Below are 21,094 nucleotides of genomic sequence, written 5' to 3'. Positions count from 1 at the left end.
GCCCGGCCCCCCTAAAACATTTTCTTTTATTTTGTATACCTACCATTCCCAAAATCAAAGGGCGAAAAGGACTGCCAAACCTTTTCGCCCTTTGATTTTCTTATTTTTTCCGTTTCTTTTTTCCGTGCCATCCTATGAGACTGCCACAGCGTTTTGTACCGGATCCGGCCAGCCCCAGTCCTGCTGCCGATAAAAGAAACAGACCCGATAAAAGCTGAGTATGCCGCACATCTCCCATCTTTGGAAGGCGGAGCCGCCAGCGTCCATCCGGACCCAGATACAGCCAGCCTGTGCCGTCCGGCGAAGAAGGCTGATACCAGGCAAGAATTTTCCCGATGCGGAACACCGGCTGAATTTCCGGCTGCGGTGTTTTTGGATTTTCATGCCCGAAGTCACTGGGTGTTTTCGGTGGCTCTTCCGTTTTTTGCGGTTCCGGGGGCTTTGGTTCCGGCGTGTCAGGCTCTGGTTTCTCCGGTTCGGGAGTGTCTGGTCCGGGCGGTTCCGGCTCCGGGGCTTTGCGGTCTATCACGATAATCTGATACTGTGTCTGCCCGTTCCACGGATAGGATGCCACGCCGGTATCCGGCGCGAACTGCCAGCAGAACACCTCTGGATTTAATTCGTAACCGGGTGGTGCTTCCACCTCACGCAGTTCATACCAGAAGGGACGGATCGTACCATTCTCCAGCACCGCCCCCACAGGCAGATTCGTTTTCTCTACAGGTGCCGTCAGCCGCATAGAATAAACAGGCTGCCGCATATCCGTTCTTCCCGGAATTTTTCCGGACAGAATTTCTGCCGCCCAGCTTCTCTCCGCTTCCGGATATGCCCTCAGTTCAAACACCGCGCCCTCCAGTGGACCGCCTGCGGAATCAGTCTTTTTCAGTATCAGTCTTCCTGTCACCGGCCGGTCATTCACGCGCACAATCCGGATTTCCGGCTGCCACTCATAAACAATCTGTACCGGCTGAAACGTTGTGTAATAAGCCGGGCTTTCCTGTTCCGCAAGCCAGTAGGTCCCATCCGGCAGACGCCGGATCCGGTGCGGCTTTAAATCTCCCTCTGCATACCCCTGTGGAATTCTGTGATTGATGGCATCCAGCTCTGTATAGCGGCCATCGCTGCCGCTCACCCAGGAGTCAAACAGATAACGGCTGCTTCTGGTCAGCCCTCCTTCTTCATCTGCCCGGTAAAGCGCCAGTCTTGCCCCCGCCAGTTCTTTGCTTCCGTTTTCATAAACTTTGGAGATGAGCAGCGTTCCTTCCTCATTTTCGATCCGGTACAGCTGGACTGTCCCGGTGTCCTTCACTGTAACCAGAACTGCTTCCCCGCGGACAAACCCCGGTGGCACTTCCGTTTCCACCAGTACATAGCTGCTTTCTGCCGGCAGATAGTCAAACCGCTGGTGATTTTCCAGAGTCAGGTAAGTGCAGGCATAGGCATTGATCTCCGGAAGCTGCTGCCACTCAAACTGATACTCGAAACGGTAAAGATGATCGGACAGCGGATCCTGCTCCTTCGTCACTCCGATGCGGATGCAGGCACCGCTCTCTGTCCGGTATGTATAGACCGTCTGCTTCGGATCCTGCGGGCGCAGAAGTTCTTTCTGCCGTTCTGACACATATTCGGCCCGGCGCAGATCCACTCCATCATCCCAGGCAACGCTGCTTCCCGGCTTCGCGCCATGTTCCAGATACATGGTTTCAAAAGCGGTTGGGAATTCCCGGTACGTGGTACCGTCATCGGTTATCCAGTGCGTCACAGGTGAGTCTTCCACATAAAGCAGCTGTCCATCCTCGTCCCGGCATACCTTCCCCGCCGCGTCCAGCTTTGCCGGATACAGCGTAAAACCAGCTCCTGCCACCGGCACCTCCCCATCCGCGCTGTCCTTTCCATTTTCCAGGCAGTATTTTTCCACCTCTACCCGGGTATGTTCTTCCTTCATCTCAAATTTCTGCAGCTCCGGCCGGTCAGTTACCCTGACCGCTACCGAATCGTGGGAAACAAAGCCGGAAGGAACCTGAATTTCTTTCCAGAGATAGCTTCCAACTGGAAGATGTGTAATCCCATGCGGAGTTTCATCCGTGGTCCATTTCATATACCAGTCAGCATTTTCTTCCTGCTGGCATGTTGCAGTGTCTTGTCCTTTCTGCGTTTTCCGCACATTCTTTCCCGCGAATTCTCCCTCCGTTTTCCACAGTCCAAGCACCGCGCCTTTTACATATCCACAATCAAATGCCGAGTTTTCCCCGGATGTGGTCAGGCTGCCTTCCGCATCCCCGTATGCGTCCGAACCTCCGTCAATTTTGGAAAATTCTGTTTTTGTCGGCTCATCGACCATGGTCACTGTCTGGATCCTGGCCGTTTCTTCCACAGAGATTCCCATCGGAAGCGCCTTTGCAAATCCTTCTGGTGCCTCAAGCTCCTCCATAATATATGTCCCGGCGGCAACCCGCTCCAGAATATCAGCGCTTCCCTCCTTTACGACGGATGTGAACGGATCATTGGGGTACTGCTCCGATGTCGTCCAGGTGTTTTCCATTACATAAGCTTCTCCGTTCCGGTGTAAAAGCGCCTGGTTTTCATCGACCTGCATCTCGTGCTCCTGTACCGCGTAAGCGGCATGATTGTACGCTTCCAGATTATCTGAATGCTGTGAACGGACAAAATCTCCGTTTCGGTCATAGAGTTCTGCTGCCTTATCATAAGTTTCCATGCTCTGCTGATAATAAGTCACCAGTCCGTGCCGGTCATATACCGGATCCATGCTCTTTTCAAAGCTTCCGTTATTGTCATCCAGGAGAACCTCATCATTCAGATTCTGCCTCTGAGCATTCCGGGAAAGCGTGGATTCCCTGTGGCTTTCCTCTCCCGCTTCGGACCTCCAGCTTCCGGTCAGATAAGCCTCCTCTCCATTTCCGGCAAGCGCAGCGCGGAATGTGGTAATCTTGTCCCGGGCAATGATATTACCGTAGCTGTCCCGGCGAATATTGACCGGCCACACAAGCACCTGTTTTTTTCCTGCGCCGGTTCCATCCCGGCCCCGGAGCTGATCCCAGCTTCCATTGGTTCCGTCAAAATCCCGCACGACATACGCCATGCCCGTGTACGGATCTACCAGAGCGTCCCGCGCGCCGTCCCGGCCCAGATGATACACATGGGTTCCTGCGTCCACGGTCAATATCTTATCTTTTGCATCGTATGCCAGTTTTGTCAGGTCACCACCTGTAAATTCCAGAAATTTCAAGGCACCTTTCCAGGCAAAGGCCTGATAACGCCCGTCTTTTCCATCTGTCTCCGGCGTAATTTCCAATACCAGATCGCTCAGGTCGTAATACAGGATATCCGTGTCCGGCCGCATGACGGTAACGGAATTCCAGACATTTCCTTCCGCATGGACGATTTCACCATAATGGTCCACGCCGGCCGGCCAGGATGCCGTATAAAGGTGCCCGTCTTCGTCCCGTTCCGGGAGAAATTCTGTCTTTTCTCCTCCGTATCCTTCCTTTACATACATACGGTCAATATGTCCTGCGTCATTCCGCTCAATTACCAGTCCCTCATACGCAAAATCCTGGGAATCGCCCGACGGAGTCAGGGCAATGGCGTCAAAGAGCGTCATAGTGGCACCTGCCGCATACTCTGCGGCGGCTTTTTGTGCAGGCTCCTTTTCCGGCTGTGCCTCCAGCTTCTCCACCTGCAGGCGGATCGGTTCATTTTCCAGATAAACCCGGGCCGTATGGCTCTGATCTTGCGGCTTTGTGCCATAAGTCGTCTGCTCATCTGCCGGATCCTCATAGATCGCCGCAAGGACTCTGCTGTCCGGTGTTCCGTTCTGATAATAGGTCACCTGGTCCGAATAAATTTCCAGCGCTACCGGTTTTGAGCGGGCATATCCCACTGGAGGCCTGGTCTCGCACAGGACGTAGGTTCCCGCTGAGAGCGGCTGGGGTGTATTCAGATATCCAACTGTCTGCAGCTGGTACTCCATCCCACTGCCCGGCTCATTTTCAGAACCATTTTCCTGACTGTCTCCACGGTCATTTTCTGAATGGTTTCCGGGTCTGCTTACCAGTCCGTCCCGCACGGTCACAAAAGCCTTCATGACTCCTGTCTGCAGGCCAGACCGGTCCCCCAGGAGAATCTGCTCCGATTCCTCACACACCGGGGTTCCTGCCGGAACAACACCAGTACAGAGTTCTGTGGCTTCCAGTCCATCTGTGATACCCCTGGTACCTGTGGCGCTCCGCTTTCTTTTTTCCGGCACTTCGATCAGACGGCTCCGGAAGCTCCGGCCCCGGAGTACCGGCCGGATATCCAACGCGCCCATAGCCGTCAGAAATTCCTCTGAGCCAGCGATCTGTGTATCTTCTTCATAAAAGAGGACTTTTCCTTCTCCGTCCTTTGTATCATCCCGCTTTGCCGCGTAAATGCAGAACACGGCTCCGTCATGCAGGATATTTTCATGGGTTTCTGAATCCAGTTTTTCCAGTCGGAGTCTTGCGGTGTAAAGCCGGTTGCGGAAGCGGACGTTGGCATAGCCAAGACTGTCCGGGCCACTTTCCGGCTCCCGGACTACAGAATACGGCACCAGCATCGGGGCATAATGGCCATCATAGGCCATCTGTGAGCCCTGCATGGCCGCCACACCATCCTGGTACCAGACCCCTGGTACATTGTCCTCTGTACCGCGGCCGCCGGGATAACACACATCATCCGCAATCTGCGCCTGCTCTGATACCGAGCTATAGCGGTACACCTTCGACACACTCTCCCGCCCGCTCTGCCCTTCGCTCAGATAATACGGCACGATTCCTGCCGTACGGTCATCCTGCGCGTTATAGTAATTCTGGCGCGGACAAAACTCGGACTGGGTCAGGGAAATATAATCTCCTGCCTCCGGACGCTCCACCGCTCCATTCCGGATCCGGTCTGTCTCCATTCCATATTTGTAAATTTCGAAATCCCCACGGTCACTGTGTGCCTGGATCACATGGGATTCTTCCAGGAAACGGATCTGATACCGCTTTTCCAGTTCTGCTGCCGTGTCGGACGCCTTATAACAGTAAAATGAATCCAACATTCCTGGAGATGCCTGCGCCCCTGCTTCATCGGAATACACTGCTGGCAGTTCGATCTCCTTTGGTTTGTCTGTCTCATAATGCCGGTTCTTAAAATCTTCCAGGCTGGCATACTTTGGCTGCTGCTCCACAACCACATAAGTCCCATAAGGAAGCATGGCAGATATGCCGTAATATTCCATGATTGCTTCTCCGCCCCCAGCCTGATTGGGTATATCCACAGACAGCGTGGCCCGGTCCCGGTCTGCCCCGCCGCCCGTTTCCTCATCCCAGGCAATGGCGTAAAGTCCGTCCAGATCATAGGCGAAAAACGGTTTCAGGTAGTTTTGCGCTTTTTGAATGGCATTTTTCAGCCCCTGATCCAGAATCTCATCCGAAAATGATGTACTGCCCTGCTTTGCCACGTACCCGGAAGCTGCTGCTACCTGCGCCCCGGATGATTCTGTCCGCATTTCCGGCTGCTCTGCCTGTGTCCCGGACGCCTCTGTCAGCTTCGCGATTTCATCATCCAGATACCAGGTGATGGCAAACTGGCGCACACAGTCAGACACTCCGGTATTCCAGATAGTGGCTTCACTCCGGTTTACCATATTTCCTACCGGGCGCCAGCTGGTCCAGGTGGGAGCCGCTTCATCCCATTTGTCGTGATTCGCGGTCTCTACGGCATCAAAAAATTTTTCGTAATTCAGGTGTTTCACGGTGCGGATTTCTTCACCGTCCTCCATCAGGACTTTCTCCGTCTCCAAAAGCGCCGTATAACCCGGCGATGGCCGCGCCTGAATCTTTCCGTCCTGGTAAGCATACAGCCGTTCGTTGTAAACCGCGGCATCCAGGGGATCCTTGTATAGCGGCTCTGTGCGGTGGCGTACCCGGGTATAAATCCGGTTTACTTTTTCCGGGAACAGGGCATTGGCCTGCTCCTGCTCCGCAAAGGTACGCTCGGTTCCCTTTCTGTCCTGCCAGATCACGGTTCCGTTTTCGTCCCGAAACAAATTCTGCAGATTGGATTTCAGGTACGCTTTAAAGCGAAAATTGTCCACCGCTTCTGCCTGATCATAGCGGTCTGTCCACCAGTCTTTGTGCACATCCGCGTAAGAGCTAGTATTGCGATAGGAGGTTTTCTCTATCGTTTTGCTGACCCGGACCCGCTGGCGGATGCCGCGCTCTTCCAACGCCAGAGGTTCTGTCGAAGTACCGCTGCCCGGACGCCCTTCTCCATCCTGCCAGACCGCATTCTGCCCGGGATAAACCAGGCTGATCCGCTTCACAAAGCTGTTTTCTCCGCCAATTCCTGCCTCCTGATTTAGATAAGCCCGGACTCCGGCCCTTTTTACGCTCTGATAATAGGCGGCCGTTCCCATGGTATCTCCAGGTGCCCAGGTTCCGGTGAGATATGGCAGATCTTCTTCCGTCAGCACCGTCTGCTCCGCGCCGGGAAGCACCAGCTTAAACGCATACTGCTGCATGGTATCATCCCGGTGCGTCTGTCCATAAAAATCCGTATAACTGCTTTCCACATGCCAGACCGTTTCCCCGGTCCGGGAAGAAAGTTCCGTCCAGTTTCCATAATGCTTCTGCGTCTCCCCGATAACCGTTTCTTCTATATAAGAAAGTTTCGGAATCCGTTTTCCGGACGCATCAAGCGGAATCTCCCCGGGCTCATAATAGACCGTTTCAGCGATACAGCGGGTCACAAGGCTGCCATCCGGCTCCGCCTGCGCGTCCGGTACCAGAACCGCAGACATGCGGTCTGACCACACAACTGTTTCCTCTTCGTCCTGAGTTTCCCTGTTTGCCCATGCTGCAGTTTTCTCCTGTTCAGGGTTTTCCCGACCACTCGCAGAGGAAACAAACGTTCCAAAGCTTTCTGCTTCATCCTCCTCAGTATAGACAGCATAGGTATAACGCGGAGATCCAGATTCCGGCATCACCGGTACGCGCAGATAAAAGGCCGCGCTCTGCTCCCCGGACTCCGGAACATAAAAGCACTCCGGGCTTCCACTGCGTCCTGCATAGATGGACACTTCAAACGCATCCTCTGTTTCCTCCACACGGTCCACACCGCCATAGGACAGATAAGCGTGTTCCTGGTAATAATCCAGTACTGCCGCCAGCAGTTCTCCTGCCGTTACCACATCCCCGTTTTCCTGAGTCCGTGGAATCTGCAGCGTGACAACCGGCGAACCAAAGCTGATCTGCGCTCCGCTCCGGTAACCGGTATCGTAAACCGGGCGGTCCAGTGTTGTGTAGCGGGAACCGGACTCCTGATTCTGTTTGGGAGTTCCTTTTCCATGGGCCCGCAAAATCAGCTCCAGCTTATATTTGACAAATTCCTGATCATCCCGCGTAAATGGTTGTCTCAGCTTTGTGAGAACTGCTTCTTCATCCATTCCGCTCTCCGCACGCAAAAGCAGTTCCTCGCACCGCACTGTGTCCAGCTCCGCCACCGCTGCGCACGGTACGTCCATCACGGTCCGGTTTACCGGGCGTTTTCGCGTAAGCAGATTCCCTCCCGCATCGTATTTCGGATACTGTCCATCATACTCCGTCGTGGCATAAACGGGATTTCCCAATGCATCGGTCTCCACCACCTCGGTAAAACGTCCGGTTCCAACGGACGCAGTTTCCGTTTTTACAGTGGTATCCAGACGATACAGGCGGCTTCCCGCCGGAATGCCGGAAAACACCAGATCAAAACCACCGCTTTTTTCACTGTTTACCTGAAAGAACAGTTCCTGAAAGGCCGGATCCCCGTATGCGCCGCTGGCACCGGACTGCACCTGCTGTTCCGCGTACAAGCCCTTTGTCACCACGGCATACCCCGCGCCTTCTGACTCTGCCGCCGAAACCTCCGGGGCCTGCCCGGCATTCGTCCACGGGTGCTTCCGGTTTCCGATCGAAAGCTCGTAACCTTCGGAGCGGCTCAGTTCTTTCACATAGTAATCCCCCATCAGAAGCGGCCTGCCGATCCAGCAGTTTCCGTTGGCCGTCCGATAATCCGGGTAGCTTCTCTGATACCGGCCATCTTCTGTATAATCATCAAAGCTCTGGCTCCGGTCATAGAGATTGGATGGTGCCGCCTGGTTCCATCCGCCCGGACGATTTTCTATCCGCCCGTTTTCATAGCAGTATGTTCTGCCAGGTGCTTCCGTGCAGGCCAGGAAGGAACCATCTCCATTTTTATCGGTGGAGGCCACGGCAACCAGATCATTTTTCTGGTACACGACTCCCGTCTTTCCATCCGGGTGCACCAGATCTTCCGCCGCGAACAGGCCGTACACCGCACCCTCCAGCACGGCGTCTCCCTGAGCATCTCCATAAGAATCATAGGCCTCATTGTCTCCGGCCTTCAGATCCAGATCTCTTTTGTTGATATGGATCTCTCCCTCCGTCCGGTGATCGTAGATCCGCCACCAGTCATCCTCGCCGTCTCCACCATTGCAATGGCTGTAGTGATCTGACGGGCCGGGATTGACCCCGGCTCCGCTGTTTGCGGCATTCAGGCCGCGGTTATAGGCATCCGCAAACAGATCTCCACTGCTTCCTCCGGATCGTGCCGCACGGCTGACAGACCGGTGAACCGCCTCACCAGCTGTCTCATGCCGCGGAAATTGCAGCTTCAGGATCCACTGCATGGATACCTCTTCCGCTTCGTCTGATGCTTCTGTCTCCTGGAAGTCAAATGCGGCGGAATTTGACGCAGTAGCCGTTTCCGCATTCGATGCGCTTGCCTCTGCGCCGCCCACTGTCCCATTACTTTCTGGTTTCCGGTCATTAATCAAAGCCTCTTCCTCTGTCTCCTCCAGGAAAAATACCGGGAAGATTTTCTGCCAGAAGGACCGTCTCTCTTTTCTGCGCTGTGGAGCTTCTGATTCTGTGGTCTCTGATTCCACCTGTCCGAGCTCTGCGCTCAGCCACCCCGCTTCTGCCTGTGTGCGTGCTTTACGGACAGTCCGCGCCGCCTCAGCCGCTGCCCCGTCATTCACCCGGATCTCGTAACTGTAAATTCCGGCAAAGGAAGCGTTAGCTCCATTCTCAGACGCATCGGTGGTAATGACTTCGATGGACAGGTCATCGCTGTGGTTGCCGTGGAGCGTGTAGCCTTCCCGGGCTGTATCCTCCGCAATGGCATAGCTGTATTTCAGGGCAATAAAACGGTCATAGGTTTCTCCAGCATCCGCCCTGCAGCCGGAATCCGCATAGGCGCGCGCTCCATCTGCTGAAGCTGTGGTTCCTCCGGACGGTGTTTCGCCTTCCTCCCCGCCAGATGAAGCGATCCGGCTGATCTCACCCTGATCCACCTCCGGCATAAGCCAGTGAAAATGGACGCCGGAAAAATTTTCCGAAGCCCAGGATGCGCAGGACGCAAAGGTATTGAGCCAGATGGATGCCAGACGCCGGTTTTCTTCCTTCGCCGCGTCTATCTCTGCCTGGTTTTCAATTTCTCCGGTTTCCTCATCCTCTTCCTCCTCCGGAACCGGCACAAAAACCGGAGCCGGATGTCCGTCGCAGAAGGTCTTATCGTAATGATAGCCATGCTCCACTGTTTTCTCTGCCTCACCTGCTCCGTCCGTCATCATAGGTGACACAAAGCGGAAATCCTCCCAAAGCACCGGGCTGTCTTTATGAAAGCTTTTGTAAGGCGCGCCCCCGGCATAAAGATGCGCGGCTCCATCCCGGCCAGTATCAATCTGGTCCTTGTCATCAAATCTCTCATATAAGGAAAAGACAGCATCCTCCAATGCCTTTCCAGTCTCGTGGTCATACTTTCTCAGACGGACATTATAGGTGGAAGTCCAGTCCTCCTCATGGCGGTAAATCCGGAAAGCCACACCGCCCTCTTCCGGCGTTGTCTGCCCGCCTCCGGTCCCGGCATAATAGCAAAGCTCCGGCGCATTCACTTCCACAAAGGCAAGACGCTGGTGTGCCGACAGCGGGGCCGCGCCATTGTACATCTGGCGATGAGTGCCGCAGCAGCGGCTGCAGCGCCAGATCTGCAGGCACTGCTCGTACACTTCCTCCGGAGATGAAAAGGTCCCGCCTCCGGAAGCATAGCGCGTGCCGCGGACATCGAACATCAGGTAGAGGCTGCCGCTGCTTCCCATGCTCGTAAGACGGATCTGCGAATCGGTTTTCTGGCAGACCCAGCCAGACGGCAGCTGCGTGGTAAACGAGCCCTCTGCCCCGGTAGAAGAATATTTCAATGGAACATTGCGGATAAACTCCGCATCCGCCCCGGACGGATCAAAGTTCAGAACATATTCGCCAGAACGCTCTGCTCCCAGCACCGGGGTAAGCGCGGCCGGATTTCCTGTCTGCGTATGCCCCTGCAAGGCCGCCGGAATGCCAGTTTTACCGCCGCCTCCGGTCCCGCCAAGAAGACCTGCCAGACGCAGATATGTCTCTTCCTGCGCCAGCACTGCCTTCAGCCACGCATATTTTTCCCGCACGGCGGACGAATGGATCAGCAGCTTTAAATCTGCTTCCGTGACCAGGCTTGAGATTGCAGGCACGCCCTGCGCGGCCGCTCCCTCATTAATATTCCGGACTACCGCGTTAACCTGCGGCACATTGCCAAAACTGGCCTGCAGCGTCAGCATGCCCCAGAACACCAGCGCCATTTCTTCCCGGGTCAGTGTCTCCGAAGGCAGAATATATGTATACTCATCCCCATCGATCAGTGCCCGGTTTGCTCCGGTTCCATCAATGCAGTAATGATGAAAGCCGGCACCATAGGCAGTCATTGTGTCCCCCTGACGAGCCGCCTCTGCCTTCCATGGCAGCAGCGGTATGATCGGAAGCAGCCTGCCACTGAACAAAATTACTGCCAGCAAAAAAGCGGCTGCCCTGGTCACGGATTTTTTCTTTCGCTCCACTCGTTTTCCCATACATCTGTCTCCCCTGTTTTTCTTCCCATTTCACGACAGTTTTTCTGCTCTCCCGGGAAGTTTTCTCCTCCTTTACCGCTCTGTCTCCTGGCGCTGTACCACCCCGTTCACGATCCACGCACCATTTTCATTAGTCTGTTTGCCATCTGCCAAAACCGCATTGCGTTTCAGCGCGCCGCGGCTTCCGTTGGATTCTTCTTCAAAGTACAGGCACTGTCCGTCAATCCAGTTCCAGCCGGTCAGCATACGTCCCTGAGTTCCGTCAGATGCCGGATTCAGGTAATAACGGTCTCCGGCCTCATCCTGATACCAGCCGGTCATGAGAAATCCGGCCTCGTCAAACCGGAACCAGTCATAGGCACTCTGTCCGTTCTCAGCGCTGGCATACGGATTGTGGACTGCTGCCCACTCCTTTGCGTAGGTCCGCTCCTGATCCGCGAACATCCACTGTCCTGCCGCATTCTGCACCCAGGTACCTGTCACCACATAGGACGGCATTGACGGTCCCGCTGCTTTTGTCACTCCGCCGGATGTAATGCCGGTGGAACCGCCGCCACCGCCTCCTCCACCGGAGCCTTTTGAGGATCCTCCGCCAGAACCGCCTGTGCTGATTTTCGGAACCGTATCATCCTCCGTGACAAAAACGATCCGCACACGGCACTGCGCCTGAATATGACCATGAGTCTGGTCTTCACTGACTGCCGTGACCAGCTCTGTCTTCTCCCCGCTTCCACTGACTTTCTCCAGAGGCTTCTCCCGTTTCAGAGCGCGGTCACGATGGATCAGGTTCTGGATCCAGGCAGGGTTTGTTTCTCCTTCCGGATCCCACACCAGTGAAATCTTACAGTTCTGCTGATTGGCCCCGGATGGTTCCAGCCGGAGATTTTTTCCGCTCTCCGTATCCTTCCAGCTTACCTGCTCATAAAAGGGATGTTCCGGGTTCAGCGCAGCTGTCAGCACCACCGGCCCGCTGACAGAAAGCGTTTCTGTCGGCTGATAGCAGCTTCCCGTCAGCCTTCTGGTAATTGTAAACAGGGCTTCCGTCTGGTTCAGGCTTAAGGTCTCCACGCGCACTGTAGTCAGATCCACAATCTGAAAATCCACCGCCACACGGCAGTTCGCGTAAAGTGCCCGATGATTCACTGAAGTCTCCGGGTTCGTCACTGCGGACACCACACCATACCGGGTGTAGACAGTATCCTGAATCTTCTCCCGGTACTGGTTCGCCGCCTGGGCCTGCACCTCCCGGTTTATGATATTGGTAATAAATGCCGAATTCATATTGGGCAGAATCGATGCGTCCTTCATTGTATAACCGGTCTCCGAACGATTCTCCAGAAGATCTGTATCGTCCACCAGCCAGCGCACGGTCCGGTCTATGGTCTGTCCATTTCCATTGTGTTCCACATGAATCAGCACCGGCTGCACCTCCACGCTGTGATCCTGCTTTCCATCCACGTAGCGGGCAATCAGAATTCCGTCCTCATTCTTCACTTCCGTGACGAGCTGCGGATGCTTGCGGTCTCCGCTCCGGGTCTGCACCACCGAAATGCGTGTCTGCGCCGGATCCGTCTCCAGCTTCGTGGTCACCTTGACATACTCCGCGCCCAGTTTTGTGTCGCACTCCGGCATAATAAAGGAATACGCCCCGCCGCTCACATACTGCATCAGCTGCTCCTTTCCATCCTCATCCAAATAAGTAGGAGGTTTTACTCCGCCGGCCTCGCTGGTATCCACAATCATCTGGTAACGGTCCGCAGCTGTGTTTTTCGGGGCAGTCGCAACCGTCACTACCGCTCCCGCCTTAATGGCAGACGGATGATCCTTATCCACATCCCGGTAATAGGAGCTTCCCGTAGATGAGATGGCCGTCAGCACCGCCACATCGGTATCGTAGGTTCCATTGGCATTTTTCGCGTCGATACGCGGAATGTAGACCAGATATCCTCTTGTGGGTTCTCCCATAAACCCCGGCGCAAAGTGGTCCATGGCAAAGGGCAGATCCCTTTTGTAACCCTCCATGGTAAATTCCCTCCCCAGCTTCTGAGTGACGATGTAGCGGACTCCGTCCTCCAGCTCCTCATAAAAAAACCGGTCCCCGCAGTCGTGCTCGATCTGTCCTGCTACGGTTTTGTACTTGCGCTCCAGGTCAGACCAGTAGCCGATGTGGGCGTCCTCCGAAAAGCGGTTGTCACCGTCAAGCGTGCTCCCGAAAACCTGCTTTGCCTTAGCCGGTGTATTGGTAAAAAGATAGGAAACGCGGCTGTCACGCTCGGTTCCATAGGTGAAGCGGGCACCGCTATCGCGGGTTCCTATAAAAGTTCCCTCCCGGGAAGCACTGCCGTTGTTGGTTCGCGAGATACTGCCTGCCATGCGGGCCAGAATCAGGTTTCCACTCTCGTATTTTCCAATAATGCCGCCTGCCGCGCGGCTTCCATTTCCTCCAATGGTTCCGTTTACGTAAGAATTATAGATGCCGCTCTGGTTCATAATACCGGCAATGCCACCGATATAGCCCTTTCCGTGAATCCGGTCAGAAACTCCGTTCTGGGTAATGACCACGTTGTCAACCAGATAAGCTTTTTCTGCCTTACCGGCAATGCCGCCCACTGCGCCATCGGTTCCGGCACTGTTCATGGCAATTCCCTCTGCCCGGCAGTTCTCCACAATGACGGAACCGTCCGACTCCTGAATCTGGGTTCCGGCTGCTGTTCCCTTTCCGCTTCCGCAAAGTACCGCCGCGATTCCACCCGCATCCTGCTCTGAATACACATAACCGGATACCGTGACATTTCGGATTACTGCGCCGTTTTTTATGGTACCGGCCAGAAGCCCTGCCCGGTCCGCGCCGCTGATCTGGTCTGCATGGATTTCCAGATTTTCCACGCTGCCACCGTCTATCACGCCAAACAATCCCAGGTTTGTCAGGCCCCGGAGTTCCCCGATGATTTTCAGACCAGTTATGGTATTTCCACAGCCATCGAAATGTCCGCGAAACGGTGTGATCACATTGCCGCCAAATTCTGAGTGGTCACGATACCAGCCAATGGGATTCCAGTTTCCCAGATTGATGGAAATACCGCCCAGATCCAGGCTCTGCGTCAGCTCAAAATAGCAATCCTTATAATCGTTTCCTGCCGCCACCGCCTCGGAAAGTCCCATCAGATGAGATAATGTTTCTATCTGGTACGGGTCTTCCCGGGTTCCTTCTCCCGGAAAATTCACGTTGCCGTTCCAGTCCGTCCACAAATCCCCGGTGACCGGAAGCTCCGCCGCAAGCAGAGCCAGATCGGACGCGGTAGCCAGCTCCACCTGCCGCGCGTCCGATGCGGTGGCAAGGTCTATGTCATCCAGCTCTTCATCGGCGTCGGAATCTGTAGCCCGGGCATATCCGCCCTGGTCTGCTTCCATATTCTTATCAAAATCCGTGATCAGATCTGCCTCCAGTTCCACTTCATCCAGATTTTCCTCATCGAAATCCTGCAAATCCCCCTCTGCGTCACTCTCCGTTGCCCGGGCATACCCATTTCGCATAACCGGCGCAAGCGTTCCCGCGCTCTCGGCCATAGCCAAGCCTGCCGGAAACATCCCCGGTGATAATACGGCCAGTACCACCGCCATGGCAGACGCGGTCTGGCGTCTGATATGAAATACCTTCCTGTTCTTCTTCATACATCCCCCTTATACATCAGTTCTTCTGCGGCAGAACAAATACCGGCCGCACCCCCGTAGTTCCCGTAACCTTCATCTCATCATCCTGCTTTTCCGTTTCCGCTGTCTGCACCGCTTCTGGCCGTATATTTCCCTGAACCAGATCCACGATATAAATCTGGCTTCCCTCTGCCGTTCCACAAGGCGTCCGAAGCCAGTAGCCTTTGCAGAATTCGCTGATCTGGGTCTCCGGATTCTTTCGTTTCACCGCTCCGAATTTCCAAAGCCAGTTCCGATAACGGTATGCTTCGTCCACCGACAGAATAAACAGCCGGTCTTCCATTTTCTGGCTCCCAAGATACTGCGCCGTCAGCCCACCTTCCGGAAACTGCTCCCAGCATTCCTCCTTTGTTTTCCCGAAATATCCCCATTCCACGCCTGTATTAACCATTTCCGCATCCGCAAATTCTTCCGCAAAGCGGGAAAGCCACCCGCGGACCGCAGAATATTTGTAATCTGCCGAATTTCCAAAACACACAATCGGCCCTGGTTTATACACATAGCCGTGATCGCGGTCCCCCGGTGTCTCAAACTCATATCTGGAACCAGTATTAGCCGGAATTACCTCGTCGCAGAGAAACAGCGCGCCACTTTTGTGGCCGCCCATATGATCCGCATAGTTCTGGTCAATGCAGCGAAACCGGTATGATTTCCCATCAATCTTCCGGGTTACCGTATCACCGATATTCCAGTGCCGAAGCTGCCGCGCCTGATGTGCTGAAAATGCGCGCTCTTCCCAGGCAGCTTTTGTATTTTGTTTCTTCTCCTGCGCCCCATAAACACAAAGCGCCGGTCCCGCCGTCAGAAAGGCCCAGGCGCACAGCAGCAAAATCAGACACTGCCCCCTTTGTTCAGCCTGCATCGCATCCCCCTCTCTTTTTTAATTTTTTCTGTTTTAAACTTGGAAATAAATAAATGAAATCTGAAAAATAACTTGAGATAACTGGAAAAACTAAGATTTCAGATGACTCGTTACTGTGCCATCATCATAGCACAGTAACGATCACAGTACAAGAAAAGTTCATCGACAAAAAATGACACTATCCGCGCAGGCAGAATTCACTGCAGTCTACCACACGGGTCGCAAAGCCTTCGTAAAATTCCGGCTCATGACAGATCAGAAGGACGCTGCCTTTGTAGGCCTTTAAGGCACGGGCCAGTTCTTCCTTGGCATCCACATCCAGATGGTTGGTCGGCTCGTCTAAGAGGAGCACATTGGTCTCCCGGTTAATCAGTTTACATAATCTTACCTTTGCCTGCTCACCACCGGACAGAACGCGTACCTGACTCTCAATGTGCTTGGTGGTAAGACCGCATTTTGCCAGGGCAGAACGCACCTGATACTGGGTGTAGGACGGAAATTCCTTCCAGATTTCCTCAATGCAGGTGGTGGTATTTCCCTGTGCCATCTCCTGCTCAAAATAGCCAAGATACAGATAATCACCTAACTCCACGCTGCCGGAAAGTGCCGGGATCAGGCCCAGGATACTCTTTAACAGGGTAGTCTTTCCGATTCCGTTGGAGCCCTTTAAGACGACCTTCTCGCCGCGTTCCATGCTGATGTCAAACGGGCGGGTCAGCGGCTCGTCGTAGCCGATCACCAGGTCCTTCGCCTCAAAGATCATTTTGCCGGCAGCACGGGCCTCCATAAAATTAAATTCCGGCTTCGGCTTCTCCTTCGCCAGCTCAATGACCTCCATCTTATCCAGCTTTTTCTGGCGGGACATAGCCATGTTCCGGGTGGAAACTCTTGCCTTGTTGCGGGCCACAAAGTCCTCCAGCTCGGCAATCTCCTGCTGCTGGCGCTTATAAGCGGCCTCAAGCTGTGCTTTCTTTACTGCATAAACTTCCTGGAAATGATCGTAATCGCCCACATAACGGTCCAGCTTCTGGTTCTCCATGTGGTAGATCAGGTTGATAACGCTGTTTAAGAATGGAATATCATGGGAGATCAGAATAAAGGCATTCTCATACTCCTGCAGATAACGCTTCAGCCATTCAATATGCTGCTCATCCAGATGGTTGGTCGGCTCATCCAAAAGCAGGATGTCCGGCTTTTCCAGAAGCAGCTTTCCCAGAAGCACCTTGGTACGCTGGCCGCCGGAAAGCTCGGAAACATCCTTATCCATGCCAATCTCCTGCAGGCCCAGTGCGCGGCCTACCTCTTCTACCTTGCTGTCAATGATATAAAAGTCATGGGCCATCAGAAGATCCTGAATCGTGCCCAGCTCCTCCATCATGGCATTCATCTCGTCCTCGGATGCCTCACCCATCTTATCGCAGATGGCATTCATCTGCTCTTCCATCTCAAACAGATACGCGAACGCGCTCTTTAACACATCGCGGATGGTCATGCCCTTTTCCAGTACGGTGTGCTGGTCCAGATAACCGGCACGCACATGCTTTGCCCACTCGACCTTTCCCTCATCCGGCTGCAGTTTGCCGGTGATAATGCTCATGAAGGTAGATTTACCCTCGCCGTTGGCGCCCACCAGACCGATGTGCTCACCCTTTAACAGACGGAACGAAACGTCCTGGAAAATAGCCCGGTCACCAAATCCGTGACTTAAATGCTCTACATTTAAAATACTCATGAAAACTCCTCTCAAAACCTCTCAGACACAAACAATCTCTGCAAAATATTGAAATCTGCGGCTATGCCGTATTTTGCGAATGCTACTATTTTACCTAACAAATTCTGCGGTGGCAAGCTCTTTTCCCGGAATTTGCGCATATCTTATGGTAATTACGCACCGGTCCGTGTGAACCCGGCGCTCTGCCTGTCACATGGCCCCGGCAAACATGACCAGGTGATTCCATGGTACTTCCGCTCAGCCACATTCCCCCTGCCTCCGATGCCCGCATCATCTGGATCGCCAGTGAACCGGCACGCCGGGAGAAGCTTGCCCGGCAGGGCTTTATTCCCGATGAAGCCGTACACTGCGTGTGCCGTTCCCTCCGAAGGCGGCTCTTTTTATTCCGGGTGCGCGGCCGTCTGATTTTACTGCCGCGAAAGCTTGCAGGCGAAATTTTTGCCGAAATCCAACGCTGATCTTTCAAAAACAAATGCTTAACAATTTTCATCAGACGCAGTATAATGAAAAAAATTTCCAGCAGGAGGAGACACGAAATGATAAGTCAGATCACACGAGATGAAGCATTGAACTTACTGAAAACCTACAACAAGGAGCCGTTCCACATTCTGCACGGTCTCACCGTAGAAGGCGTCATGCGCTGGTACGCAAAAGAGCTTGGTTACGGAGATGAGGAAGATTTCTGGGGAATCTGCGGACTGCTCCACGACATTGATTTTGAGCTTTACCCGGAGCAGCACTGCACAAAAGCACCGGAGCTGTTAAAGGCCGGCGGTGTCGGCGATGACATGATCCATGCCATCTGCTCCCATGGCTACGGCATCTGCTGCGATGTAGAGCCGGTCCATGAGATGGAGAAGGTGCTGTTCGCCGCAGATGAGCTGACCGGTCTGATCGGAGCCGCAGCCCGCATGCGCCCATCCAAAAGCACCAGGGATATGGAGGTTTCCAGCTTAAAGAAAAAATTCAAGGATAAAAAATTTGCTGCAGGCTGCTCCCGCGACATCATCCGCACCGGTGCCGAACGCCTGGGATGGGAGCTGGATGAGCTCTTTGCAAAGACCATCGAGGCAATGCGCTCCTGCGAGGACGCCGTGAATGCGGAGATGGAGGCCTGAAAATACAAAAACCGCGTAGCTACGCGGTTTTAAGGAAGCAGGCGACGGGAATCGAACCCGCCTCCTCAGCTTGGGAAGCTGATGTTCTACCAATGAACTACGCCTGCGTTTTCTATGGAAACACTGTTTATTATAAATCGTATTTTTCAAAAAGTAAAGAGATTCCTGTTTTTTGAAAAAGCAGGAATCTCTTTTCAAAATGATTATGCTTCCTTCGGGAAGATCCGGCTGCCATAGCGCGCCGCAAATACATGGCCTTCTTCGTCACGGATCGCAGTCAGGTAAATGTCGGAATAGGTTTTCCGTACCATACCCTGCCACGGATATACGGCCTGAAGTGCGGTCGGATTTCCGTTTACCTTCATGCTCAGGGTTCCGTTTTCTACAGTCAGCGTAAATGCATCACCCTCACCGGATACATAGCTTCCGGCTAACTCTTCCAGTTCTTCGGCGCTCCAGCTGCGTTCTGCGTGGATCTGCCGTTCTTCCTCGACCTCAAGGCCGCAGTAGGCATTCAGGGCTGCATCTGCGATGGCTGCCACGGAAACATCCATGGTGTTGCACAGCACTACAATACCAACCTCTTCCTGCGGACAGAAAGAGAAGTTGGAGGATACGCCCGGAAGGCTTCCACCGTGCTCATAAACAGCACGGTCACCTACCTGCTTCGTCTCCAGACCGTATCCATAGTATATGCCCGGCTTCATAAACTGTCTCGGCTTCTCCATCTCCTGAACAGAATAACGGTCCACAATGCGGTTTCCATTTCCCGCTACGCCTTCATTCAGATACATCACTGCGTATTTCATCATGTCGCCCAATGTGGATTTCATGCCACCGCCTCCATGTAAAACGAAAGCGTCGTTCTGGTAATCCCGGTCAGCTCTCCAGGTTCCATTTTCCAGAGAGTACAGGATTGCTGCATTTTCATCCTGGCTGTTACGGATAAAGCTGATATTGCTGCGGTCCATACCGATCGGCTTCAGGATCTTCTTATCCAGATACTCTGCAAAGGAGCCATAACCGGAATGACGGCGCACAATATCAGAAAGCAGACCAAAACCGTCGTTGCAGTAGCTCATGCGCTGTCCCGGACGTCCGGTGAAACGGGTCTGGGAATCCAGGCGGCCTGCCACACGGCGGATGCCTTCCTCTGCAAAGTCTTCCCGGTAAATGAGCTCTGCATCCAGGGAATCCTCAATTCCCATCTCCTGCGCGGTCTTATCCACTACAATACGCGGAAGCGGGAAATAGCCGCCGCTGTGGCACATCAAATGCCACAGCTTAACCGGCTCAGACTGATTCTTGTTGGTGAACTCCGGAATGTATCTGGAAACCGGATCATCTACCTTTAAAAGGCCGTCCTGCTGCATCTGCATGATGGACAGTGCCGTAAAGGATTTGGTCACAGATGCCATACCGAAGATGGTGTCTCTGGTGATCGGGAGCTTGTTCTCCGCGTCACGGTAACCGAAGTAATTTTCGTACTGGATCTCTCCGGCTGCATTGACGATGCCGACCGCGATACCGCGGGCCTGGCCATCCTTCATTACGCGGGCAACCAGCTCTTCCAGCTTTGCCTTGCCCTCCTGCGTCATACGGTTCATGCCAGCATCTCCTTTTTCAGACATTTGATGCCAAGGCCCGGATCAGAGGAAAGGATCAGGTGTCTGGTATCTTTTACGGTAAAGCCGCCCTCGTACGGAAGCTCTTTTAAGGAGAAGGTTGCGTCCAGATCCGCACGTGTAATGTTCTTTAATGCCGCGCCCAGGGAAGCTGCCGCGGTTACGCCGATACCGCTCTCCTCTGCCATACAGCCCAGCATGACCTCCACGCCTGCTGCCTCTGCGATCGCAGTGATCTTCTTTGCCTCATACAGGCCGCCGCACTTCATCAGCTTGATGTTGATGAGATCTACAGCTCGCTGGGATACTAACTGCAGGGCATCCTTGGAGTCCCAGCAGCTTTCATCTGCCATGATCGGCACAGAGCTGTGGGCAGTCACGAATTTCAATCCCTCAAAATCAAAGCGCGGAACCGGCTGCTCTACCAGCTCGATATCGTACTCATTCAGACGGTTGATGAGTTCAACAGCCTCCTTGGCTTTCCAGCCCTGGTTTGCGTCCAGACGGATCTTCACCTGGTCACCGACTGCCTCACGGATTGCGCGGACTCTTGCCAGATCGGAAGCAAAGTCTACGCCGACCTTGGTCTTGATCACGTTAAAGCCTGCCTGCACATGTGCCTTTGCATGCTCTGCCATGACTGCCGGATCATCGATGCCAACGGTCATATCTGTCTCGATCTCGCCGGAAAGTCCGCCCAGAACCTTATACAGCGGAAGATTGGTGCTCTTGCCGATGATGTCATGGCATGCCAGGTCGATGGCTGCCTTTGCAGTACCTGCATACGCTACGGTACGGTTCATCACGGTATAGATTGCCTCCATGTCACGCGGATCCATGCCGATCAGCTTCTCCTTCAGACGCTCTACGGTAGCGATGGTTCCATCGAGGTTTTCACCGGTGATCAGCGGTCCCGGAGAGCCCTCACCATAACCGGTGATGCCGGCATCGGTCTCAACCTCAACCAGGCAGCTGACTGCGTGAGTGATGAGGCCCAGTGCAATGCGGAACGGGCGCACCAGCGGCACCTGCATTCTGTAGGTCTTAATGTTGGTAATTTTCATGATACTTTTATAC

8 protein-coding genes and 1 tRNA gene are annotated in these 21,094 nt (G+C 54.0%); 2 read left to right on the top strand and 7 right to left on the bottom strand.

The window, feature by feature from the left end; genetic code table 11:
• Positions 1–100: 100 nt before the first annotated feature.
• From DWY84_RS04590 to DWY84_RS04575, 4 genes are all read right to left on the bottom strand, one after another.
• Complete coding sequence (locus DWY84_RS04590; protein ID WP_118531250.1) at positions 101–10,969, bottom strand: hypothetical protein; 10,869 nt, start codon at positions 10,967–10,969, stop codon at positions 101–103.
• 72 nt (positions 10,970–11,041) lie between these two features.
• Positions 11,042–14,641, bottom strand: a complete 3,600-nt coding sequence (locus DWY84_RS04585; RefSeq protein ID WP_118531248.1) for a hypothetical protein — start codon at positions 14,639–14,641, stop codon at positions 11,042–11,044.
• A 16-nt stretch (positions 14,642–14,657) separates the two neighbouring features.
• Entirely contained in the window at positions 14,658–15,542 is an 885-nt protein-coding gene (locus DWY84_RS04580) for a DUF6273 domain-containing protein (protein ID WP_118531246.1), read from the bottom strand.
• Positions 15,543–15,720: 178 nt separating this feature from the next.
• A complete protein-coding gene (locus DWY84_RS04575) occupies positions 15,721–17,274 on the bottom strand; it encodes an ABC-F family ATP-binding cassette domain-containing protein (protein WP_118531244.1) in 1,554 nt (517 codons plus the stop codon).
• A gap of 224 nt (positions 17,275–17,498) precedes the next feature.
• On the opposite strand from DWY84_RS04575, the gene DWY84_RS04570 reads away from it, so the two are divergent.
• A complete protein-coding gene (locus DWY84_RS04570; RefSeq protein ID WP_118531242.1) occupies positions 17,499–17,732 on the top strand; it encodes a FeoA domain-containing protein in 234 nt (77 codons plus the stop codon).
• Positions 17,733–17,810: 78 nt separating this feature from the next.
• Positions 17,811–18,392: a hydrolase gene (locus DWY84_RS04565; RefSeq protein WP_118531240.1), complete on the top strand. Its 582-nt coding sequence runs from the start codon at positions 17,811–17,813 to the stop codon at positions 18,390–18,392.
• A 36-nt stretch (positions 18,393–18,428) separates the two neighbouring features.
• Here DWY84_RS04565 and DWY84_RS04560 read toward each other — a convergent pair.
• The 3 genes from DWY84_RS04560 to DWY84_RS04550 form a co-directional block, all read right to left on the bottom strand.
• Positions 18,429–18,499 (bottom strand) — tRNA-Gly (locus tag DWY84_RS04560).
• Between the two features lie 96 nt (positions 18,500–18,595).
• Entirely contained in the window at positions 18,596–19,999 is a 1,404-nt protein-coding gene (locus DWY84_RS04555) for a serine hydrolase domain-containing protein (RefSeq protein WP_178716435.1), read from the bottom strand.
• Positions 19,996–21,081 (bottom strand): dipeptide epimerase, encoded by a 1,086-nt coding sequence (locus DWY84_RS04550; protein ID WP_118531236.1) that lies wholly within the window; start codon positions 21,079–21,081, stop codon positions 19,996–19,998. The genes DWY84_RS04555 and DWY84_RS04550 overlap by 4 nt, the downstream gene beginning before the upstream one ends.
• Positions 21,082–21,094 lie beyond the last annotated feature (13 nt).

The sequence above is a fragment of the Clostridium sp. AF27-2AA genome (genome assembly GCF_003478505.1).
Lineage (GTDB): Bacteria > Bacillota > Clostridia > Lachnospirales > Lachnospiraceae > Brotaphodocola.
The sequence above is the reverse complement of the archived record's forward strand: the minus strand, read 5'-3'. Positions and strand labels throughout refer to the sequence as shown.